Annotated in this window: 15 protein-coding genes; 3 read left to right on the top strand and 12 right to left on the bottom strand. The window is 52.1% G+C overall.

Annotated features, from left to right (window positions below):
- Positions 1-39: 39 nt before the first annotated feature.
- The 8 genes from MFFC18_RS24960 to MFFC18_RS13030 form a co-directional block, all read right to left on the bottom strand.
- Positions 40-216: a hypothetical protein gene (locus tag MFFC18_RS24960; protein ID WP_168211091.1), complete on the bottom strand. Its 177-nt coding sequence runs from the start codon at positions 214-216 to the stop codon at positions 40-42.
- A complete protein-coding gene (locus MFFC18_RS13060) occupies positions 213-1,616 on the bottom strand; it encodes a hypothetical protein (RefSeq protein WP_075082940.1) in 1,404 nt (467 codons plus the stop codon). Before MFFC18_RS13060 ends, MFFC18_RS24960 begins: the two co-directional genes overlap by 4 nt.
- Before the next feature lie 74 nt (positions 1,617-1,690).
- Entirely contained in the window at positions 1,691-2,983 is a 1,293-nt protein-coding gene (locus MFFC18_RS13055; protein ID WP_075082939.1) for an L-rhamnose isomerase, read from the bottom strand.
- Positions 2,984-3,120: 137 nt separating this feature from the next.
- The gene (locus tag MFFC18_RS13050; protein ID WP_148618860.1) at positions 3,121-3,564 is read right to left on the bottom strand and encodes a hypothetical protein; all 444 of its coding nucleotides are present in this window, start codon (positions 3,562-3,564) and stop codon (positions 3,121-3,123) included.
- Positions 3,565-3,792: 228 nt separating this feature from the next.
- A complete protein-coding gene (locus MFFC18_RS13045) occupies positions 3,793-4,866 on the bottom strand; it encodes a DUF1559 family PulG-like putative transporter (protein ID WP_075082937.1) in 1,074 nt (357 codons plus the stop codon).
- A gap of 755 nt (positions 4,867-5,621) precedes the next feature.
- Positions 5,622-6,950, bottom strand: coding sequence for a sulfatase family protein (locus MFFC18_RS13040; RefSeq protein WP_168211114.1), 1,329 nt, complete (start codon positions 6,948-6,950; stop codon positions 5,622-5,624).
- Between the two features lie 234 nt (positions 6,951-7,184).
- Entirely contained in the window at positions 7,185-8,570 is a 1,386-nt protein-coding gene (locus MFFC18_RS13035; protein ID WP_075082936.1) for a Gfo/Idh/MocA family protein, read from the bottom strand.
- A gap of 111 nt (positions 8,571-8,681) precedes the next feature.
- Positions 8,682-11,675: an alpha-L-rhamnosidase gene (locus tag MFFC18_RS13030; RefSeq protein WP_075082935.1), complete on the bottom strand. Its 2,994-nt coding sequence runs from the start codon at positions 11,673-11,675 to the stop codon at positions 8,682-8,684.
- Between the two features lie 184 nt (positions 11,676-11,859).
- Between MFFC18_RS13030 and MFFC18_RS13025 the strand changes: the two genes are divergently transcribed.
- Positions 11,860-13,371 (top strand): sulfatase, encoded by a 1,512-nt coding sequence (locus MFFC18_RS13025; protein WP_238381192.1) that lies wholly within the window; start codon positions 11,860-11,862, stop codon positions 13,369-13,371.
- A 203-nt stretch (positions 13,372-13,574) separates the two neighbouring features.
- Positions 13,575-15,443 carry an endo-1,4-beta-xylanase gene (locus MFFC18_RS13020; RefSeq protein ID WP_084416874.1) on the top strand — a complete coding sequence of 623 codons (1,869 nt, stop codon included), beginning with the start codon at positions 13,575-13,577 and terminating at the stop codon, positions 15,441-15,443.
- A 427-nt stretch (positions 15,444-15,870) separates the two neighbouring features.
- On the opposite strand, the gene MFFC18_RS13015 is transcribed toward MFFC18_RS13020, so the two are convergent.
- The 4 genes from MFFC18_RS13015 to MFFC18_RS13000 form a co-directional block, all read right to left on the bottom strand.
- Complete coding sequence (locus MFFC18_RS13015; RefSeq protein ID WP_148618859.1) at positions 15,871-16,704, bottom strand: YncE family protein; 834 nt, start codon at positions 16,702-16,704, stop codon at positions 15,871-15,873.
- A 492-nt stretch (positions 16,705-17,196) separates the two neighbouring features.
- Positions 17,197-18,648, bottom strand: coding sequence for a BNR repeat-containing protein (locus MFFC18_RS13010; RefSeq protein WP_075082933.1), 1,452 nt, complete (start codon positions 18,646-18,648; stop codon positions 17,197-17,199).
- Between the two features lie 146 nt (positions 18,649-18,794).
- A complete protein-coding gene (locus MFFC18_RS13005; protein ID WP_084416873.1) occupies positions 18,795-20,222 on the bottom strand; it encodes a sulfatase-like hydrolase/transferase in 1,428 nt (475 codons plus the stop codon).
- Between the two features lie 46 nt (positions 20,223-20,268).
- Positions 20,269-23,043, bottom strand: coding sequence for a BNR-4 repeat-containing protein (locus tag MFFC18_RS13000; RefSeq protein WP_084416872.1), 2,775 nt, complete (start codon positions 23,041-23,043; stop codon positions 20,269-20,271).
- Between the two features lie 427 nt (positions 23,044-23,470).
- On the opposite strand from MFFC18_RS13000, the gene MFFC18_RS12995 reads away from it, so the two are divergent.
- Positions 23,471-24,208, top strand: coding sequence for a PEP-CTERM sorting domain-containing protein (locus MFFC18_RS12995; RefSeq protein ID WP_075082931.1), 738 nt, complete (start codon positions 23,471-23,473; stop codon positions 24,206-24,208).
- Positions 24,209-24,296: the final 88 nt, after the last annotated feature.

Here is a 24,296-nt window from a genome sequence, read left to right as displayed (position 1 = left end):
TGCGAAGTGAATTGCGGTGCAACCAACGAGTGTCGCCATCTAGCCAGTTTGCTTTCGCCCCATCCACATCGGAGTTGAGACGAACCAGGCGATCGTTCCTGCTAACGCAATCCACTTCATGGCATCAAGGCTGAGGACCCCGAAAAAGTAGAGCAGGCTTGGGGCAACGGTAACGATCAACGCGACCAACGATACGAGCTTTGCAATTGGACTCATGACTCGGCTCCTTTTGCGTCAACTTTGGTTTGCGTCATCTTGCTCAGCACGAGGTAGATCACGCCGCAGGCGATCCAGCACGGGACCACGGCATAGGCTGCAAAGATTCCCTGCCAGAAAATCAGATAGAGCCCAACGCTTACGGGGAGCAGCCATGCAACCAGTACCGGGATGCTGATCGATTGATTTGTTTTGGTTGAATATTCGTCTTCGAGACCGAACTTCTTCATCAGCCAGAAGTCGACGAAGATCACGGCTCCCATCGGACCCAGAACGGTGCCGTAGGTTCCGACAAAGCCCAGCAGTTGTGCCGATAGATTGGGGAAAGCACCTGCGACCGTTGCCACAGCTCCGGCGACCAAAGTCATCACCGTTCTGGAACTCTTCGGAATCATGGCTTGAAATGCGAGCCCAGCTCGATAGATCGTCGGATTAGCCGTTGTCCAACCGGCGATTACGACGCATAGGATCCCGGTCCAGCCAAGTGCTCCCCAAGCGAGAGCTCCGGGGTTGGCCGCATGGTCTTGCGAAAGTTTGATCTGAGCAGCAAGCAACAACGCGGCAGCAATCCAAGCCATGTAGTGACCGAGGAACATTCCAATCGAAGGAGCCCAGCCAGCGTTGCGGCTTTTGGCGAATCGAAAGATCGAAAGGTCTGCCATCCCAAAGTGCATCGCTCCGTTGCACAGCCAGGCGAAGACTACAATCTGCCAGAATGGAAAGCTCTTCTCACCATCTTTCGACTGAACAAAGTCAATTGCGTCGGTCCACCATTTTCCTTCCGAGATCGTCGACCAATCCGTTGCTCCCATCTGAGCCATCGACACGATTCCGCAGGCCGCAAAAATGCCGATCATCCACGGAGCAGCAATGTTGGCGAATCGCGCAACTGTTGAATAGCCCGCTGCGGCCACGATCGCGATGACGATACCAACAAGCACGACAAGGCCCGTGAAAGACGGTGCTCCAAGTCCAAACATGGCTTCTGGGACGGCGTAGTCGATCCCAAACGGAATCCCCACGGCACTTGCTGACACCGTGATCATGGCTCCAGCGAGAAAGCAGAACAAAACTCCGTTAATGAAGTTGTATAGCTTCACCAGCGAGCCGCCAGTAATCCTTTCAAGCTGATAATAGAGCGTCATTCGCTTTGCGATGGCTATCGGTGCCACCAGAAAACGCCACGTCAACACAGCCAGAATGTTTCCCAACAGCAACCCGATGAGTAGATCCTGAAGGCTTGCTCCAGCCGAAAGGAACAGCGGTCCGATCATGAACTCGGTGCCGGCAGCATGTTCACCGGCGTACATGCCCCAGAATTTGCTTTGACCAAGCAACGCATTTTCAGAGACGGGTTCTCTTTCGAACTCACCACCGGAATCAGATGTTTTATCAGTCATGAACTAGTTTGGCTGTTTGAAGTAGAAGCTTGGCAATGCACGGCGTGTAGCAGGATGGCATGACTTACAATTGGCTAAACCGTTTCAGAAATGTTGCTGCGATGTTTTTGGACGCTGTTTTCGTACTGCTTCACCGACTCGAGCCATTCCAGTCCAATCGGAACTCCAGAGGAAAGGCAGTAATAATCCCAAACGGCCCCAAACGGCATCGACTTGAGTTCTTCCATCATCGCGAGGCGGCTAGTGTAGTCGCCTTCAATTTCCAACTGCTTCAATTGCTGAGTTGGCTCAAGCAGTGCCGTCAACAATGCCTTAATCATGTTTTGCGTGCCAATCACCCATGCAGCAACGCGATTGATGCTGGCGTCGAAAAAGTCCAAACCAACATGAACGCGATCAAGGTAGTTACCACGCACAATTTCTTGCGCGATCGCTTGCAATTCATCCGAGTAGGTAACAACGTGATCGCTATCCCATCGGACTCCGCGGCTCACATGCAAGAGAATCTCCGGAAGGTACATCATGACGCTGGAGATTTTGTCGGAGATCACTTCCGTTGGATGGAAGTGCCCAGCGTCCAGGCAAAGTAGCTTGTTTCTTGAGATCGCATAGCCCAGATAGAACTCATGCGAACCGACAACATAACTTTCAGATCCAATGCCAAACAGTTTGCATTCGACCGCATCGAGGTGGCGTTGAGGATCAAGTTCTTGGGCGAAGATCTCGTCGAGTGACGCGGCGAGCCTTTCACGCGGTGCTCTTCGGTCCGCTGGAGTATCCTTGAAACCATCTGGCACCCAGAAATTCGTGACACATGGCGTTTCCAGAGCAGCACCAAAAGCTTCACCAATTTGGCGCGAAGCGATTCCGTGCTCAACCCAAAAGTTTCTGATTCCGGCATCCGTGTGCGAAAGCGTGAAACCATCATTCGCATTCTCGTGAGAGAAGAATGAAGGATTGAAGTCCAGGCCGACTTGCTGTTGTCGAGCCCAATCGATCCAGCCCTGGAAGTGCTCGGGGCCGATTTCATTTCGATCTGTCGGAGCGATGAATTCCCCATAGATCGCATGAAGGTTCAGGCGGTGCTTTCCAGGCAGTAAGGAGAATGCCTTTTCGAGATCCGAACGGAGCTCGTCGATGCTTCTCGCTTTTCCGATGTAGTTGCCCGTTACTGCGATACCGCCTCCAAGCTTCTCGCTGTCGTGCTCAAAACCCTGAACATCGTCCCCTTGCCAACAATGGACCGATACCGGAATCGACTCAAGTGCTTTTAGCGCCACGTTGACGTCGACCCCTAAAGCGGCGTAGCGATCTTTGGCATGTTGAAATGCTTTCTCGATGGATGCGGTGTCTCGCAAATTGCTCATCTTTTCCTCTAATATAAATTCAACGCGAAAGCGTTTCTCTGTATCGATTCAGCGTCACCGCCCTCCATCGAGAGGTGCACCTGGCACAGCCCATATGGATCAGACAGAAAGCATGTGGGTGAAAACTCACATCTGTTTCATTCGTCTTCCAATGCCTCATCGATTTCTGTTTCGTCAGGACCGGATTCTTTCGCTGACATGTTCCCTTCCCACATGCGATCGTATTTTTTCGAATCGGTAACTTCGAGGATCTGGTTGTCGGCCAATGCAACACGCCGCATTCCACCAACGCCAACTGCATCAAATATCAGCGGAGAGCGATCTTCATCCACTCGAATCTTCAAGCCGAAACGGATCTTGAACGGCTCGTCGTCGGCGTCGCTGATGAAAATGGCATCCAGATTATCCAGCTCGCTACTGGACAAACCAAGTCGTGGCGGCACGCGATCGTCAGATTTGATGAAGTTCTTCAATTCCTCCGCGTCCTTGGGACCAACATTGCCGTTCACACTTGCAAACATGACGTAAGAGTTGGCAAGCTTTGAAATGTTCAACTTGTTCATCTCTTTAAAGGTGTCCATCGTTTTGTCGCCACCGCAACCAACGGCTAAGCCGACAAAACAAAGCAAGAAGCAACTACAGCGTAAAAGACCCAATTTCATCTCAAAACCTTTATCTAAATCTTGCTTCCGTTGCATCGACAACACCGATGACAACTATCACTCAACGCACTTGCCAACTTGAGAGCCCCCGACGGAAACAAAACCATCGGGAGCGAGTACTTCTCAAACACGCATGCAAATTGTCATTTACAATTCCTTGATGTTGATGACGTCGCCATCATTGCGAATTCCAAGCTGGATGAAGCTAAGACGCTCAGCATCCATTGAAACCGAATGTGTTGAGCCGTCGCCCAACACGGTACCAAATGTGCCAGGATGAGCTGAACCAAATCCACCCAACTGTGAGAGGGTTCGTTCGGTATCCGCATAACCAGAAACCGTACTGCCAGTTCCTGCAAAATTCCCCCGGTTGTTAGCGTGAAATGGCCCCAGGATTCCTCTGTTTTCGAGATTGCCGAAAAAGTTATTGTCAAATGGATACCGACTGTTCTGAACCGGGCTATAGTGCGATGACCAAGCACCTTTCTCGCCGAACATAAGCGTATTCGACGAGCCGTCTTGCAGGCTGCCGTAACCGACATCACTATGCTTTGACAACGCAAACCCACCTGGTGCCGTTGAATCAGCGACAAATTCGCCGCTTGGTACGATAATGCCACGCCAACGCGTTGTCTTCCAATCATTGCCTGGTTGGGCTGCGGCAAGATTCGAAGTTGTTGGCGTTTGGGCATTGCCTGTCAATATTTGCGCGTCGTTGTTTGTGGTCCAGTAGCCTCCATAATCGGAGATAAAGTGTTGCCCGGGTTCGAGCGCAATCGTGATGAAAAATCGCTCTCCGCGTGAAGGACAGCTGAGGTTCGGGATGGATTCTCCTACAAGCGAGTCGCCATTCGCGTCGACTCCCAGCCCGCCAGTGGTAGCTCGCCGATTCGAAAGATTCTGCTGCTCCATGAATGGCAAGATCTGATAGATCCAGCTGAAGTTTTCAACGCCTCGTGTGGGTCGATCCAGTCCGCCTCGAAAGAACGAGCCATTGATGGCGCCCATCGTTGGGAAATGCATATGCGCCGACTCAAAATTGATGGCGGCTAATCCCGTCTGACGCAAATTGTTCAAGCACTCGGTTCGACGTGCAGCTTCGCGAACCTGTTGTACGGCAGGAAGAAGCATTCCAATCAGAATGCCAATGATGGCAATGACAACCAGCAGTTCAACTAACGTGAACGCTTGGCGATGGACAAGTCCTTTGTTTTTTCTCATGACGATCTCCGAATTTTATAAGGGCGGAACTGAGTTGCCGTAAATGTTGCCGTAAGGAAATGATGTGAAATGCTAGGCCCTTACGCGTCGACTACAGCCTCATGCTTTATATTACGGGTTTTCTTGCTCCCTGAAACGGTGAAAGACATGTCAAATTGCGACAGTCAATGGCAAGGTCTCTTTTGCGATTCACGGCCAGCATTAGCTCCAACAATTCTCTCGCAATTGACCAGCTGTCGCGGTTCGGTGACCAATTCTTCATCAGCTGGGAATGCGGATAGATGGGGCAACGGTTTTCAAATTGCCCGAACAACCTTCGTGGATATTCGAGGCAACAGGGATTTGAAATCGTCGCGTGGAGACGAATGGAAAACCAAGGTTCGGAGTGCCGTTTTCTGCCGAAGGTCCGCAAATGTTTCCCCGAATGTGGCGATGCCGGGCTATTGCAGGCTCCATCACTTATCGCATTCGGCTCGAAGGTCTCATGCAAAGAATTCGCTTGAAGAAAATAGCTGGTCGAAGTTCGATGATCTGTGCTGGAGGTTCCACGTCTTCTTAAAGTAGGGCCGTCACCACAAACTTCATGTTCGGGCTTGAGTAGCTTGGTCGCCCAGTTGCTTAGCCAGCAATGCGATAGGCCCAACTTGAAAAGGCCGCGTTGAAACCTAAGGAATTGTCAAATAGCGACATCCTTCGGGGTGGCAGTGCGCAACAAACCACCGCTTTGGGCGCGGAGTGGGTGAGAAATTTCCGTTTCAGTTTGCTGTTACTTTCAAGGTCGCAAACCGTTTCCGCATCTGAACTAACTGCTCTTTGAATGCTGGATCACTCGCAAGGTCGTGTTCTTCAGCGGGGTCGCTCCTTAGGTCAAACAACTGCTCCCGATCGAACTCGGGCCAGTAAAAGTACTTCCAGTCTTTGGTGACAAGAGCCTCAGACGCCGGGATGAAATCGGTGCTCTTGAGCATCGGATGTTCGTAGAAGAAATCTTTGCGCCACTGTGGCTTTTCGCCGGCAAGGTAAAGCGGACTCATGTCGGTGCCCTGCATCGTCGCAGGCGTTTCGATTCCAGCGGCTGTAAGGATTGTCGGGGCCAGATCGACGTTGAGGGTCAAGTCATCGTTTGTCTTGCCTCGCAAGCTTTCTTTCATTCGTGGGTCGTCAATGATCAGCGGGACGCGAATGCTTTCCTGATGCGGATACCATTTGTCGGCCAACCCGTGTTCCGCGTGGTAATAGCCGTTGTCTGTCGTGAAAATCACCAGCGTATTTTCCTTGAGACCTTGCTTTTCCAACTCTGCCAGAATCTTGCCGCACGTCGAATCAACTTCAGTCGCCAACCGGTAATAGTTCTTCATCATCGTCTGAAATTTTTCAGGCGTATCGAATCGCCAATGCCATCGGTTTCGCCCTTCATTCTTTTCGTTGCCAACGAACTCTGGAAGTCGATCAAATGATTCCTGAGTCGCGTTTGATGGCACAGGAATCTCAATATCTTTGTACAGTTCCATGCTTTCTGGCTGAGGCAGAAACTGCAGCGGGTTACTGTCCTCGGCATGCGTAGCAAAGAACGCAACGGTCAAGCAAAACGGCTTGTCGTCTGGCTTGGTTCGCAGAAACTCGAGCGCATCGTTTTCGTTCTTCTGAGTCACATGGATCTTTGACCCATCAGGCTGCTCGAGCCAGTGCTTGCCGTAGTAAGACGTGCTGAAGTCAAAGTTCTCTTTTGGGAACTTTCCGTTGTGCCATTTTCCGACATGCCCAACGTGGTAGCCGTTGCTCCGAAGCAGCCCCGGAAATGTTTCTTCCCAAGGCGTCTTCCAAGGCTTGAACGAACGATTTCCGTGCCGCGACATCCACTGCCCAGTGAACAAAGAGGCACGGCTGATCCCGCAGATCGATGTTGTCACACAGTTATGCGTGAATCGAACTCCATTTCTGGCCAAATCATCGAGGACAGGCGTCTTGACGACAGAATTACCAGCAACGCCAAGCGTATCGTTGCGCCAGTCATCAGCGTAGAGGACCAGAATATTCATTGGCTTGGAGTCGTCTGCAGCAACGCCGTCATTGGCGACGGCCATTGCCTCGCCGCTTCCGACAACCGAAAGGCAGCAAGCCAACAAGCACAGGTAAATTGTTTTATTCCAATCGATCATTTCATCCTCAAATTGTTCGCGTAGTCGTTTGTGTTGTCGAGTTTGGGGTGCCATGCTTCACGCAAACGCGTGAGCATGCCTCGGTTCAAGATTGCTTACTGAATCAGGCGCAGACGGATTTGGCATTGCCAAGACGAGCGTGGCAATGGCACCCAAACGCTAACTGACCTCAGCCAAAAACTTGCTGCGGCTCGGGCGAGCCATCAGGTTGTTGGCCACTTCATTGCCCACGAAAACTTCGGTTTTCGGATCCCATCTTAAATTCTCGCCCACCATTAGCGCAATGTTGCACATGTGGCAACTGGTCATGGTTCGATGGTGTGTGTAAACATCAGAGATCGGCTCGCTGCGGTCCTTCACGCACTCGAAAAAGTTCTGCATGTGCGTTGTGATCGGTTTGTTTCTATAAAGTCTGGCGATCGCTTCTTCCAGATTCCTGTTATCGGACGCAGTCAATTGCTCTACCGGCTTACCCGTCAGTTTCCCTCGGTTAACAAAAATTCGGCCACGGCTGCCCTCGAACAGAATTCCGTTAGGGAATTTCGTTTTCCCGTCGTCCGAGACGTATTCGTCATTCACGTTGAGTACCGATCCGTTTGCGAAAGTTAGATCGACGCTGAATTTCGTGGCCGCGTTGTACCCGTTTTCCAGTTTCTCCTTGCCTTCAAAAAAACTAACCCAATCGAATCCTTCTGGTACAACGTTTCCAAATTTACCAGTGCCGCTGATCGCTTCCGGGCCGGTCTGATCCATTCCAATCGCCCATTGTGCGATGTCGATATGGTGGGCGCCCCAATCCGTCATCTTCCCGCCAGAATATTCTAGATACCATCGAAAGAATTTGCGTCGCTCAAGCGAATATTCAGCTGATTGAGCCGGGCCAAGCCAGAAGTCCCAGTGTAATTTTTCCGGTGTTTGTGTGTTAGCGAAGGGGCCTTCTCCGGGCGCTGTTCCGATCGCGATATGAGCCTTCACGTTGTCGCCGATATAGCCAGCCTGAACCATTGCGATGGCTTTCAGGAATTTGCGATCCATCTCGGTTCGTTGCTGCGTGCCGACCTGAAAGACTTTGCCGGTTTCCTTAACGACTTTGCATATCTGTTTGCCTTCGTCGATCGTCAGTGTAAGCGGCTTCTCGCAATAGACATCGCAACCGGCCCGCAAAGCATAGGTCGCGATTGGTACGTGCCAGTGGTCATTTGTTCCAACAACAACAATGTTCGGCTTTTCAGCATCAATCAGCTTTCGATAGTCGATGTATTTTTTCAGCTTACCTTCAAACAACTTGTCTGCGTTAAACTCGTCGTTGTGAAGTTCATCAACATCGCATACCGCAATCATCTTTCCGAACTTTGCCGCTTGCCGTGCAACTTTTCCACCGCGATTGTATCGACCGCGACTGCCGCCAACGCCAATCGCAGCAATCGTCAGATCGTCATCATAAAGTTCGCCTACCGATGAAGGGCTTGTAAACCAATATGGATTGGTTGCTGCAATTGCGGCAGCCGTAGCTGTACGGAGAAAATCTCGTCTCTCGATTGCCATCTTGATTCCCGTGTCTGGATGAATTGGTTTAAGTTAACGGAACCGAACACGGAGCGCGAGCGAGAAAACGAATGGGCAAATGAATTCCCGCATTGGACTTACGCTCCGTGCTCAATTCCTGATTATAAACATGTGGGTCCCAGGACCGACGGTCACGTTCAGTTGTCCATTCGCGTCACGGATGAATATCAGTTCGTTTTCACCCACAGCTTGACGATTTACGACCAAAGAGGCCCGGTCACTTGTTGGCAAAACGCACGTTGCCGTCGTGTTTGGTGGAACGACGGCTTCAACCGAAAGGGAACCTTTGGATTTCTTCCAGCCACTTTTTGCTACCCCGTAAGGTGTTTCGAGCTGTGCCGAAGCAAACTCAAGCGGGCCACCAATTAGCGGGCGAACGTAAAAATGTTTGTAGCCGGGATTCTTTGGGTCAGGTGAAAGGCCGGCGACTCGCTCGTACATAAACTGTCCAATGGCACCGTAAGCGTAGTGATTGAACGAATTCATGTTCGCGTTTCCGAATCCGTCCGCGTGGCTATAGCTATTCCAGCGTTCCCACATGGTGGTTGCTCCTTGATTAATCGGAAAGAACCAGGAGGGATAGCTTTCTTTGAACAGCAACTCGTAACAAATGTCAGCCTGTCCAAGTTCGTCAAAGACCGGCGCCAAAAGTGGCGTACCCAGAAAGCCGGTTCGCAAATGGCGGTCGGCCTCTTCAAACTTTTTCATCAACCGCGAGACTGCGACGTCCTTGGCTTCTGGCTCAATCAAATCGTAAGCCAAACCCATCAAGCAAGCCGTCTGAGTGTCAGCGCCAGCGACCGCTTCTTCGCTTGAGAAGTATCGCTTCGTAAAGGCTTGTCGAATATCGGCGTGCAGTTTTTCGAAGCGTTCTGCATCTTCAGTCTTGCCGAGCGCATCCGCCGTCCAATTCAAGATGCGTGCATCGCGTCCAAAGTAAGCCGTCGCGATCAAGTCCTGAGCCGTGTCGCCCTTGTTGTCGGATTTCGTGTAGGGCTGCAGCCAATCTCCGAATCCGCGCGTCTTTGGGATTAGGCCTTCGGATTCTCTTTCGTAAACGGCCAGCCAACGCTTCATGGCGTCATAGTTGTCTGTCAGAATCCGCTGATCTCCCGTTCGCACGTAAACATCCCACGGCGCCGTAACAATCACATCCGCCCAACCGGGACTTGCAACGCCAAAGTTCGTGGCCGGAACCGTGTGCGGAATCTTTCCTTCTTCCGTCTGATCATCCCGAACACTTTGCAACCAGCGAGCCCAAAACGAGTGCACGTCGTAGTTGAAGAAAGACGTCGGGCAAAAGACTTGTGCGTCGCCCGTCCAACCAAGCCGTTCATCGCGTTGCGGGCAGTCGGTGGGAATATCAATGAAGTTACTGATTTGCCCCCAGCGAATGTTCCTCTGCAGCTGATTCAGTTTCTCATGAGACGAAGTAAACGAACCAGACGATTCGAAATCGGTGTGGTAGACCATCGCCACGGCCGCTTCCGTACTCAGCTGATCGCCCTGCGTCAGACCGCTGACCTCAAGGTAGCGGAAACCGAAGAACGAAAACTCCGGCTGCCATTGGATCTCGCCATCCTTCGCGGCAATGTAACTGGCTTGCGAACGGGCACTGCGATAGTTGGTCGTGTAGAGCGTGCCGTCTTTCTCAAGCATCTCGGCGAACCGAAACAGGACTTTCTCACCGGCTTTAACCGGAAGAGTCACTTTTGGCACACCAACAAGGTTCTGACCAAAGTCGAACACAAATTTTCCAGCTTCCGGTTCTGTCACTGCGACCGCCACCACTTCCTGTTTCACCTTGACCGGAGGCAAACGCTTGGGAACCAACAACGGTTTGGCTTCAATCGCGTTGGCCGTAACTGCTTTCCACGCCTTGTCGTCAAAACCAACGCTTGACCATTGGCCAAGTTCCTTTCGCGCGTCGTAGTCTTCGCCGTGATAGAACCCTGTCGCCTGGAGTGGACCGGCATCCATGCCTTTCCACAGTTCATCAGTTGAGACCGTTTGAACGCTTCCATCATCGTAAGTTAGCTCAAGTTGCCCCAGCAATTTTGGAGTCAAACCCGCAAGTTCTTTGCGTTTGCGAAGAAGTAAATTGCCCGCGTACCAGCCTTCACCCAGAGAAGCCCCGATTGCATTGGAACCTTTCTGAACCAACGGCGTCACGTCATAAGTCAGCGTTTCAGTACGCTTCGAATACGTCGTGTAGCCCGGCGAAAGCACGTCGTCGCCGACTCGTTTGCCATTGAGGTAAAACGAATAGATTCCCAGCGCAGAAGCGTACAGCCTCGCCTTAACGACCTTCCGCGGGACGTCGAATTCACGTCGAAAGTAATAGCCTGGTTGAGCGATGATCGGCGGGAACGGATCGAAGGACCTGTTTTCTTTGACGACGGCTGATTTTTTCTCGCCGTTAACTTCGTATTCAACCCACAACGTTTTCGGCTTTCCATGAGCCGGATCACCGCCAAGCCTCCGCGGAACAACGCGAACGGGTTGGCCACTATTTTTAATAGCGCGATTCAGTCGATCAGCCACGTCGACAACTTGTGGTTCGTCTCCATCACGATTTCCGTATACGGCCTTGAGCACTTTGATCCTGTCAGTCGCCACGTTGGTTCGCGGCACTTCAATCCAGCTGGCTTTCCAGTCGCTGTTGGAAAGCAAACCCATTTCGGCGCTGGCCTCATTGCTCCAGTCAGATTCTCGCTGGTCCTGATCCCAAAATTTGACTCGCCAGAAGATCCGCTGCCTCGATTTCAGCTCCGGACCCTCGTACTGAACCCAGACTGACTGATCAGAAACAACCTTTCCCGAATCCCACAGTGTTGAGTTCTCAGAGCTGCCGGCTGGCTGCGACGTCACGATTACTTGGTACGCCGATTGCGATTTCACTTTCTCATTGACCGGCAGCTTCCACGAAAGCACTGGAGACGCATCATAGAATCCAATCGGATCGACGAAGTTCTCTCCAATGGTCAATGAATGGGCAGGAGTTTGTGCCGCAACGATCTGCGCAGTGCACAAAGAAAACGCACAGAACGTGAAGATGTTCGCTAGTGTTCGCAGGTCGCGCATAGATTGCTCGCTGGTGGACGTACAATTAGTACGAATTTTCATGGTCGGCCGAAGACACGATGATATTGGCCGTCGATCGAACTTTGATCTTAAAACCTTTGTCCGTTTGCGTCATGCAGTTCTTTGATGTCGGACACCGCTTTATCATGAACGCTAACAAAGTTTCTATTCATGGAGCACACGTTTGAAAACGATCAACTTTCAATTTCAAATTCTAAAACTCTTCATTCTCTTCGTCAGCGTCCTGCTTACCGGAAACGGAATTCTCTTCGCAGACGAACCAAGCCCAACACGCGCGACGACTGCGAACAAGAAGAACGTGTTGTTCTTTCACATCGATGACCTGCGTCCAGAGCTTGGTTGCTACGGCAAAACTTACATTCAGAGCCCCAATATCGACGCTCTGGCTACACAAGGCGTGCTGTTCAAGCGAGCCTACTGCCAACAAGCTCTTTGCGCTCCTTCCAGGATTAGCATGATGTCCGGCATGTATCCCGACACAACAGGCATCTGTGATTTGTGGACACCGATCACCAAAGTCATGCCTGATGCGATGACGATGCCGCGCTACTTTAAACAACGCGGCTACGAAACGTTCTCGTTTGGAAAAGTCTATCATCACACGCGCGACGACAAAAAAAGCTGGACCAAACTTTCTCCAAAGAAAACGATCAAGTACGCCAACAAAGATACGCTCGACGGCATCAAACAACGCACCGAGGACGGAAAAAAACGAGGCGTTGACATCAACACCTTGCGAACGCTCGGCAAAGGCCCCGCGTTCGAGATCGCCGATGTCGATGACGAAGCTTATCCAGACGGTCAAACCGCATACGAAGCAATCGAATCGTTGCGAGGCGTAAAAGACAAGCTGTTCTTCATGTGCGTTGGATTCGCCAAGCCACATCTTCCTTTCGCGGCGCCGAAAAAATACTGGGACCTCTACCAGCGAGACGACTTTGACGTTCCCGATCGTGCGCTGCCCGAAGGCTCGCCATCGCTTGCGTTTACGAAATGGGGTGAGCTGCGGAACTATATGGGCATGCCAGACAGCGGCCATCTCAGCGACGATCAGACTCGTGAACTGAAACACGGTTACGCCGCATGCGTCAGTTTCGCAGACGCACAAGTTGGCAAAGTGCTGGCCGAGCTTGATCGGCTGGGGCTTCGCGAAAGCACCATCATCGTGCTGTGGGGCGATCACGGCTACAAGCTGGGCGACTATGGAGCGTGGTGCAAGCACACGAATCTGGAGCTCGATACGCACATCCCGTTTATGGTTTCCGCGCCGGGTTTTGCGAAAGGAGAACAAACGGACTCATTGGTTGAGATGGTTGACGTCTTCCCGACGCTGGCAAAAATTACCGGCGGCGATGTTCCCGAATCCTGTGACGGCAAGAGCCTTGAAGAAGTCCTTGCCAAGCCAGATACGAAAATCCGCGACTTCGCCATCAGCCAATACCCTCGCGGCAAGACAACGGGATACAGCCTGCGAAACGCGCGATGGCGGTACACCGAGTGGATCAATTCGACATCTGGCAACGTCGTTGCGCGGGAACTGTTCGACCATCAGTCATTATCGCTTGCGAAAAGGAACCTTGCAGATGATCCGCAACATGCATCGCTGATCGCTGAACTTTCGAAGCAACTTAATACTACAGATCGAATCATAGCGTTGGCGATTGAGAAACCATAGAGAATACAAGCCCGAAGCGCAAGCGAGTGGTTTTGCCGCGCGTTGAGCAATGCGCTTTTGCCTTGTCTCGATAAGAGGCATGAAGTTGCGCAGATGAACCACTCGCTTGCGCTTCGGGCTTGTACTTTCAACTCAAGCAACTTCCGGCTAAAGCCTGTACTGCAAACCACAAACCATTCCGAAACCACAAAAGCAATACTTCAATGCTCAAACACCTATTAACCCTCGCGCTAGTTTGCATCGGTTCATTCCTTCCCGGCTCAGCCAACGCCGAAGATCCAATCGTGCCACCGGCCGGAGGTCAGAGTCTGCTCTCTTTCAACAAAGACGCCGACATCAAGTTCTCTCAATCCAATGTTTCGGCAACGGCACAGTGGGCAACCGTCGAAGACATGCCCTTCGATTCGTCGTACCTCGTCAAATCTGACACTCGCTACAGCGATCCAACCAACATGACCGTAACGGTTCCTTTCACGGACTCGATCAAGAAAGGAGACGTTGTCTTGCTGTCCTTTTGGATGCGTCGCCCCGGCGCCGGCGGTCAGCCAAACAACGTGTACTTCAACGTGCAATCAGGCGACGACAAACCTGTCTATCAATACAAACTCGGTGCCTACCGAGCCTGGAAACAGCACGTCCGGTCTTTCACCGCAACGGCCGACTGCGATTCCAACGATGGCAACATGAAAATCCTGCTGGGTGAAGCCGGGAGGAACGCGGAAATTGCGGAACTGCAACTGATCAATTACGGCGCGGACTACGACATCGAATCGCTGCCACGTTCCACGGTCAACTACAAGGGCCGCGAACCTGACGCTCAATGGCGAAAAGACGCGCTGGCACGGATTGAAAAGATCCGCAAAGGCAAACTTACGGTCGAGGTCGTCGATGCCGCTGGCAATGCCGTCCCCAATGCCAACGTCAAAATCCAGATGCAGCGACACGCCTTTGGATTTGGCAACGTCGTCAACGCCTACCTTCTTGGTGCTGATGAAAGCCAATTCCCGTACACAAAGAATCGCAGCGGTCGCAAAATCGTGTCCACGTGGAAGGAAGCTCAACGATATCGCCAGACAGTCAAAGAGAATTTCAATTGGGTCACCTTTGAAAGCGAACTTCGGCCGCATGTCTGGAAGAAACAGATGGGCAGCTCTCGCGACGGAAAGAATCTTCGCAAAGTGTTCGCCGAGGGTGCCGTTCCTTTCTTGCAAGCCAACAACATCGGAATCCGTGGCCACTATCTTTCATGGGGAGCAATGGACTTCAACGCTCTGGAAAAACAGTTCGTCGGCGACCCGGAGGCTCATCGCAAGTGGCTTTGGGATCACATGGGCGACGTGATCCCGAAAACCTCGGACTACGTGACCGAGTGGGACACGATCAACCACATCATCGCGTGGGGCAAGCACACCTACGAAGCCGAATATGGTTCGATGCAGATCTACGCGGACATCATGAAAGAAGCTCGCCGCCTTGCACCGAACGCCGGACACGCGATCAACGAAGGCAAGGTCTTGCCCAACGGTTACAAACGCGAACCTTACAAACGCGTGATCCGCTTCCTGAACGAACAAGGTCAAGCCCCGGATACGGTCGGCTTCATGGGTCACTTTGAGCTGATGACTTTGACACCACCCGAAGAGTTGCTGGAAGTCTACGATGACTTTGCTGCGATCGCTCCGAGGCTTCAGTTGAGCGAGTTTGATGTTGAAGCCGGCGACGATGAAGAACTGCAAGCCGACTTTTATCGCGACGTGATGATCGCCAGTTTCAGTCATCCGAATTTCGTTTCGATCGTCCAGTGGGGTTTCTGGGAGAACGCTCACTGGAAACCAGCGGCTGCACTTTGGCGCAAAGACTGGACGCTCAAGCCGGCAGGGAAGGTTTACGTCGACTTGGTCAAGAACCAGTGGTGGACCAACGAGTCTGTCACGACGAACGATTCAGGCCAGTGCGAGGTTCGTGGCTTTCTTGGTGACTACGAAGTTCACGTGGAGCATAACGGAGCGAAGATCTCTAAGGCCGCGAAGCTGACCCGCGATGGAGCAATCGTGCGGATTCAGTTGAACTGATTGAGTGAAACTCTACCTTAGTACTAACTGGGCCGGTCGCTCCCTGTTCAAGCGGCTTTTCTTTGCCCATCAGTTTCCTGTTCACCGTTAATTGTCATCAGAAGCTTCTCGACAGCGGGGCCAGCAGCCTCTCGCAAGTGATTCAGCGTCACTACTTCAGCCCCTGACTGAGAGGCGAGAGCATTTGCCTTGGCAAGTAGTTCAGCCGAAAACAAGCCATTGCCACACCTGCGGCGGCATCAATTCGTTTGTTATGCATTTCAACTTCCATGTTTACTTTGATTCAAGTTGTCGTCGTTTTCAACCTAAGCGACAACGCCAGTTTTGCACCGTAAACTGTGCATGCTTCGCTTGTGCAGCAACAAACAACTACTTCAGTGCATTGTCTGCCTCCCAGGCAATAACCGAAGCCAATTGCTTTCTACTGCTATTGAATCTCGAAAACGAGGATTCGCTTTTGCTTGGTCTGGCAAGCGTAAAGTTTCTTTTCGAACACCGCCATATTGCTAACTTGTTCCCCGCAATCGATAGTATTCTCAATTGTCTGAGTGACTGGATCCACGACTTTGATCACGTCGTTTGAAAGAAGGGCAACAAACACTTTGTCATCATGCACAACTACATCGTTGCATCCGCGTATTCGATGGCGTTCAAGCGTAGTGGGAAACGCGACTGGCTTGAGCAATCTGTTTTGCGCTACGCCGAAAATGTGAACGCCAACTACGCACTGGCGCATTGAGATGAACAGTGATTTCGCATCGTTGCTAAACACCATCCCAGAAGCAATGCTTGAATCGACACCGCGTTCGAGCATTGTGTCGCCGATGCTTTTTGAGGCGATATATCTTTCCTCCGCAACGTCATAGATTGAAAGCATGGGGCCACCATATAGCTGTTCTAGTGGATTTACTTTGCCGGCAAGTTCCGACGGCGGATCAGCGTTGTCAGCCGATGCGCCACGTTGGATTCCAAGGTAAAGCCGCCGGGAATCCGGGGAAACGACCACAGCCCCAATTCCATGTCCGCCGTCGGGGTAGGGAGTGCGTTTAAGCCATGTGCAAAATGGGTCGAAGGCATAGAACGCCCGTTCTATGTTGCTGGCGAAGTAAACCGCGTTTCCGTCAGGAGCAGCAGTGACTTTACCCTGACTCGGCTTGTCAAGTTCGATGCGTGTGATCTCTCGCAGCGTACGGGAATCAAGTACGAGGATCGAACTGCCAAAAGCCTGATTTACAAACAACCTTTCTTTTGCAACAGCCATCGAACCTGGCCTGCTCGAACCGGTAAGAACTTTACCGTCACTGTTGAGATGTTCATATTGATCAAAAGCGTCGAACTTGGCGAGCAGCTTTCCGGTCTCGGTATCAAAAGAAAGGATCTGCTGGTCATGCCAAGAGGCAACGAATACAGAGCCTTGGTGAAAAAGAACTTGACTTGGTCGAACGTTGAGTTCGATGATCCCGTTGATCGGCCGAAACTCGGAATTTTCTGATTGTCCAGTACGCGACTGAACACTAGATTCTTGAACGGCTCTTTGCGCAACCCCAACCGCGTAACACACCGCGAAAACGATTGAAATTACAGCTGGTGAATGCCAAGCCAAATTCTGCTCCTCAATAAAACCGATTCGAACTGTTGCAACTGTTCTTCCAGTACGTTGAGTCGTGAAAAGCGTTCGAACAGTCTTCTTGCCATTATACGACACGAGCTTCGAGCTGGACGCCGTAACATCTCTCCAATAGTCCTCCGCGGCTCATTTCCCCATCCTCTCAGACGCAAACGAAAGATCCAGCACGTGAAGTGGCGAGGGGGCTCCGTCGACAGGGCCGGGTTGGTTGGTTTCGATTAGCTTCGTAGGTTCTCTTTGGCAATAAATGGACAGCACTTTTCCACTCTCTTGTTCCCACCGCGCGTAATCCACCATCGGCTCGCCAATCACGTCCAGCGAAAACGGAAGGTCAACTCGGCTCCACTGCCATGAACTGCGATCGGAGTTTGGTGTGCCCCTGACGATACGCATGTCCTCGTCATCGGTATTGAAAACAAGCAACAAAGAACGTTCTGAATCGCCGAGCAACTTCGGGCGTTTGCCAGTGAAGGGAATCGGCTCGTTGTGCCACTTGCCGTCTGAGTCTCTCCACCAGTGTCGATAACGACCTTCTCCAACCGCATCGTCACGTTGCCTCGCGACGATGTGGACCCTGCCATCGGGATAAGCGTACTGCGTGTTTTGATTCGTAATGCCAGAGCCGATCGGAATCGGAGCAACCACCAGTCCCGGCGAATCAAGATGAATGAAATCGGTGTTCGTTTTCCCGATCACTTCTCCGTTGGAGTTGCACCAGGTCCGCCCGTGATCGTCGCTGTAGACGTAGCAGAGATCGTGCTGATTCTTCGATTGGGTTTTCTTAAACCGGTCACGCCAAATCCATGATGCGTGCAGCCGGTCTCCGGCGTAACACAGATCGTTCATGTAGGGGCAACGAGCGAGGCTTGTCTTGCCGCCAGCGCTAAACGTGCCGATGTCTTTGGAAATGAACTTGCCCAATCCTGGCGACCATTGGTGTTTCTCTCCGTCGTACTCTTCGATCATTCCATCGCCGTCAGCTGAGGTCTTGCTGCGATAGTACAGCATCAGATTTCCATTGGGAGCGTTGAAGAATCGCGGGTACGTGACACGCTCTTCGGTCTTAACCGCGCCAAGCGAATGTTGAATCTCGCCGAAGAGTTCGGTGCTCCACTGAGTCGATTGTGGATCGGTCGCCGCGCCGATTGCGGAAACGCGGTAGTTCAACTCGGTTGCGTGGTGGTCAAAGGCCAGATGGATCGTGCCGTCTTTGTGGCAGATGCCAATGACGACTGTGTTGTGAGCATCGTTGGATTGAATCTTGTGGTCCAGGAGACGAATGATTTCCCAAGGGCCATCAGGCAGTTGCCTTCGACCAACGCAAACGTTTCGGGTTGCATCATACCAAGTCGCGTACTGGAAACCGCGAAAGGACGTTATCGGCGTCTGTTGATGAGACCGTCCGTTGATCGAGGTGGAGAATTTGGCTGCTTTGCCGACGGCGAATGTCAGAGCGTTGTCGTCGACAGTGGTGATGCGGTGGGTGATTTTCTCGTCGAAGGTGCGCTCGAATGTGACGACCGATGCGATTGCCAGCGTGGCAAAGATGAAGAGTGGTTTGATGATGGTTGAGTTCATTTGGTTTTTGATCGTTTGAAATACGAGCCCGAAGCGCAAGCGAGTGGTTTGACTGCGAGTAGAGTGGGCTGATTTGATGTGGTGAGCAATAGGCTGTGCGTGATGCGCGGTCGAACCACTCGCTTGCGCTTCGGGCTTGTATGTTACTACCCCTCATGCTCTTTAAACAGCGACACAAACTCTTGATGCACGTCCGGATGTTCTTTCGAAAGTTCTTTCGATTCCCCGGGATCGACTTCAATGTTGAACAATTGAACCGGCGCATCCAATCCGTACTTCACCGCTTTCCATTTCCCTCGCCTCGCCGCCTGAAAGACTTCTCCAACGATGCCTGAGTTCGGATCGCCAACCTGTTTCCCGAATTCCCAATACAGCGTTCGTTCCGCAAGTTCGCTGGGCGAATCCGAGAGCCGGCAAGCGATGGACTTCCCATTCGTCTTGATTCGTGGGACGACGTTCACATCAACATCACCGAGGTCAGCAAACGTCGGCAGCATATCGGCGAAAGCCAGAGGCGTATCATCGACGCGGCCCGTTTTGATCTGTCCGGGCCAGCTCGCGATCATCGGCACGTGAATTCCGCCATCGAACAGGTCTCGCTTCATGCCTTTGTAGGGAGCTGATGCTTTGAAGAAGTCCGGATCGGCACCGCCTTCATCGTGAGGCCCGTTGTCCGAAGTGAAAACGATCAACGTGTTGTCCGCGATCCCTTTGGCTTCAAGCGTTTTAACGATTTCCCCAACGTAGGCATCGAGCGCCGTCACCATACCCGCCAACACTGCGTTGGGGCGATCGACGGGTTCAGGATAGTACCACGCGTACTTGTCGTCCGGTTCGCCGGTCGACATGCCGGTGTAAGGATTCTCTGTAAACATTTTCTCGTATGGCTGAACGAACTTTTGTGGCGCCGCCAGTTCCGCGTGCGGTGAAGAAAAATTCAGCATCACACAAAACGGATTCTTGTGATCTTGCTTGATGTATTTGATGGCTTCGTCAGCGAATAGTCTCTGGGCATAAGCACGTTTCTTCCCGCCTTCATTGGGCTCGATGCGAATCTTCTTTCCGTCTCGCCACAGGATTTGCGGATACTGCCGATGCCCTTCAAGGATCGAGTACATTCCAACCCAGGTATCGAATCCCATCGCCAGCGGATCGGTGACTCCCATCTGCGAGCCAACCGAATACTTGCCGAACAGAGCCGTGTCGTATCCGGCATGCTTCAAAACATGAGCAAACGTCACGTCAATATCGCGAAGCTGGACCTTGTTGGAGTTGTTCACCATCAACCGCCCATCGCGACCCGTGAACAACGAGACGCGAGACGGCGAGCAAACCGTGTTGCCGGAGTAGGCTTGGGTGAACCGAATTCCTGACTTCGCCATCTGATCAAGGTTCGGCGTCTTAATCGGTGTATCGCCATAGCAACCGATCTGATTGAAACCCAGATCATCGGCCATGATGAAGATGATGTTAGGTTTTGAGCCGTCAATTTCTTCAGCCGCTTGCAGGATTCCATCAGACAGGATGAACAAGCAGACCGCGAAAAGGGATGCAGAGACGTTCTGTGGTTTCATGGACTAATTCCCTTGCAAGACACAACACGACAACTCGCCGAACAGATCACTTCTTCAATGAAACGCCGCCCGACGTCTTTCCACCCGCGCTAACAATCCGCGATGACCGACTCGAACCAAACGTGAACGGAATGGTCTTGAGGTATCGAATTCGGAAAGGCAGCAGGTCAAAAATATTGATCACACCATCGGCTCCAAAATCCATGGTGGCATCGTAGTCAGGGCTTCCTGAGACAGAGTTGTAGGTTTGTCGCAATGCCAGCAAATCAAAGACGTTGACGGTGCGGTTTCCGTCTGAGTCACCAAAGAATGCGAAAAATGCGTGACTCTCTTCGTTGCCGAAGACATAGTCCTCACGCATCGGCACGCCATCGAGCGTAACAAGATCCGCATCGAGCGTGATCTGGTAATTTCCATCAACGAGCGCGCCGTTCGAATTGCGTACGTGCGAATCGAAAGTGATCGTTGCTGTGGTTTGTCCGTTCGCAAATTGGGTGTCCACCGTTGAAGTGACCGCTTCAAAAGTTTCTTCAGTCGCGGTGCTTCGCTGCACGACAGAGACTGCTCCGGGCGATACGTCGACGTCACCGTCAAAATAAACAGTAAAGGATTCGACTGTTGAGCGTTGCTCTTCTCCCAAGTCGATCTCGACGCTCGCAACCACGGGAGAAACAGCAACATTGAATTCAAGCACTCTTAGTGCCGTCCCTGTTGCGTCCGTAGAATCGGATCCGCGTTCCTGAAGATAGACAGAAAGGACTCCGTCATTGTACAGACGGTTCTGATCGAGAATCGCATCGGTTTGATAGTTGCGAGTGCCCTCGTAGAGTAGTGTCCAATTCGAGTAGTTCGACGCTCTCGTCGCTCCAGCGATGATCAAGTCACTGTTGCTGGTGTAGACGGCAAAGACGTTTCCGAAATAGTCATATCCAATTTTTGGCCGCGTCCCAACGCGTCGTGACGTTGGAAGTTGATGCCGTGTCCAGTCGCCGGTGAATGGGTCTCGATGGTAGTGATAGTAAGCCGAATCCAGGGCCGAAAAACGCTCGCCCGGTTCCCAGTCGTACTCACCGTTGATTCCATCGTCTCTGCGATGCCACATCAGCACGTGGACATATCCATCGGCGTCCACACACTGCGCCTGCTGATTCATCAGGCTATGCGTTCGATCAAGTTCAACGACATTGATGCCTGGCGAGTTCAGATCCATCTGCAAGCCGGAATTCTTATCGGCAACGAGCACTCCATCGTTATTCAACCACGTAATTCCGCCATCTTCGCTGTATGCATACATGACGTCGTGATTGGCACCTTGCGAACTTTCCCGCCACGTCCATGTCATGTGCAAGTTACCCAGCGGCCCGACATCCATTCCGTTCAAGTAAGCGTTTCGATTGTTTGAATTGCTCGTGTCGTAAGCATCGGAATAAGTTCCAGCGTTACCGTCGATGACAACATGCGATCCGCCCCAGCGTTGTTGGTTTTCACTGCCCCTGGTACTCACAGCAACGTTGTCGAGAAAACCGTGGTGGCCGCCGCTGTCTGGAGTGCCACCCTCGAGTTCGAGGAAGAAGATCACGGTTCCGTTTGCGTCGAGCGTTGAATCTGTCAGCCCGGAAAGATCAACATCGACGTTGAACATGTCCACTTGACCACCAGTACCTGAGTCAATCGTTCCAGTTGCCAAATCAGCTACCACAGAAACGCTGCTCCCGGCCAATGTGGACAATGTCCAGGTGCGCGCCGAGTTCGGACGAAACGTTCCAAGGTCAAAGTGAAACGCACCCAAATCGGTATCGGAACCGGAGGTATCTGTAAAGGTAAAGGTGTACGTGTGATTCGCACCATTGGTCAACCGCGCACCGTCATTGGTGCTTTCGGTTGTGGTGTCGGCTGCCGCTCCAGTGAAACTTCCGAACGTGCCGTCCGTGCTTGCACCTTGATTGCTGACACTTCCGTTGGTTGAATTGTAGGTCGCAGTCGCAGTGTTCGAAAACGAAGCAGGAAAGTCAGGCAAACTGTCTGAAGTAGTCCAGTTCTCAAATCCGGCGATGATCGTCGGGGCGGCCGAAGTATCGGCGTTGTAGCTCAGAAAGTGAGTGTCCCCGTTGCCGCTTCCGCCCGTACGATACGTCACGATGATGTCGCCGTTGGCACCTTCGGCAAATCGCGGATAGGTTAAGCCTGTAACATTCCCTGAATCCTGAGCATTGAACTTCTTTCGTTCGCCACCGGGAACAAAAAACAGATTGGCGGGGTCAGCGGTCTGTGTCGCCCAATCGGAGTTCGATAGCGTCGCCTTGCCCACACTGCGAGTTGTCAGGTATCGCAAATCGTCGACGTGGTGATCGTAGGCAAGGTGAATGCGGCCGTCTCCAGAAATGCCCATGCCAATGACGTTGTGACTATCCCAGCGTCCAGCCCCTGACCCATCGCCGTCCTCGTCGCCGTTTTCCATGTCGTAGCCAGTGTCGAACGCATGCCATGTGTTGGTTGGATCCGCTAGGTCTCGGCGAGCGAGGTAGACATCCTGCTCGTTGTTTGGCCCGTTGTGATACCAGGTCGCAAACTGGTAGCCTCCGATAGTGATCAAAGGCTCCGACTGGTGCGCTCGACCGTTGATCCCCTGGCCAAAGTTTCCGGTGTTCCCCATGAGCAGAGCGTTGTTGTCCAGCACCATGTCGCGAACGGGCGTTAACTGAGCGACAACCGTTTTAGGAAGAATAACTAAAAGGGTCAGTACAAGAAGACTGCTGGCTAGTGAAGCTCTGTGCTTGTCCAGTTGGAGATACACAAAACGAGGGTTGGAGGTCACTTCCATTTCGTTCCTTTCCGCACGTCGTGACTGAAGACAATATCAGCTGCCAAGTGAGGGGATACCCCACAATCTGCAGCTCGGTTGCCATCGGCCATGAGAGGGACGGAGGTGGGTGGCCGGTATTTGCAGTATAGCGCGAAAACGCCATTCAGCCCCGATATTGGTTTTCCCTTTTGCGACATCAACTGCCGTCACAATCGAATGCCTTGAGCTGGGCAAGTTCGGGACCGATGAGCTATGACTCACAAATCGGGAACTCCCTCAGTGTGTCGCGAAACGACAACCCTTTTTCGGCCACAAGGGTTTGTATTAGGTCATAATGCACTTATAGAATCCGTCGACACGACCGGTTTTCCGATCTCGACTGATCGTTTCACATTTCCGGCGTGTTCGCCATCAAGAGTTTGCCATCATTGGGAGAGTAAAGACTATGAAGAAACAGATTTTTATGTTGTTTGCGGCGGCCGCGATGTTTGCCATGCCACAAGCTGCTCAAGCTGATTTGATCGTCGCTTTTGACGAAGTTACCGGCAACCCTGATGGCGGTAACACTCAGACCGCAAATTTCGCCCTGTCTGGCTTCAGTGCTACGTACGAGACGGACACGAACGACTTCGGAGCAACCACATCAGGTGGGCTCGCAGATGCCACCTTTGGTACGTATGACGCTTCCGCTGCGACGGGTACGGGTGAATATGAAAACGGCGGGGATGATCACTTATCCCTGAACAACGGACTCGAGGGCGGTGTTAATTTTACCGTCACTAACACGTCCGGAACCGATTGGAACTTGGAGACTTTCCACTTTGACCTCGGTTCAACCAGACCTGGTTCAGCCGATACATGGACTCTTTCCGTTGTTTCAGGCGGCCTTACAGCAGGTGCTGTAGGATCTGGCGGCCCTGGTGCTAACGGCGGTAGTGCAACAGCTGCGTGGAATGATTATGACCAAAGCTTGACTGGTCTTGCTGACTTCACACTAGCAGACGGTGAATCAGTCGAATTCCTACTCGATTTTGTGAAAGACAGCACTCAGGGACCGTCTGGTCACCACACGTATATCGATAACTTCGCGATTACCGGATCTGTTTCGGCAGTTCCAGAGCCAACATCTCTTGCGATCTTGGGATTGGCTGGACTTGGCTTGGCGATTCGCCGCAGAAAGTAGTTGATGCTCATGGGCAGATGTCCAAGGCTTCAAGATAAAATCAAAACGGCGGGACGAATCGCTTTTCGTCTCGCCGTTTTTTCGTACC

Origin of the sequence: Mariniblastus fucicola (assembly GCF_008087665.1) — a bacterium.
Lineage (GTDB): Bacteria > Planctomycetota > Planctomycetia > Pirellulales > Pirellulaceae > Mariniblastus > Mariniblastus fucicola.
The sequence above is the reverse complement of the archived record's forward strand: the minus strand, read 5'-3'. Positions and strand labels throughout refer to the sequence as shown.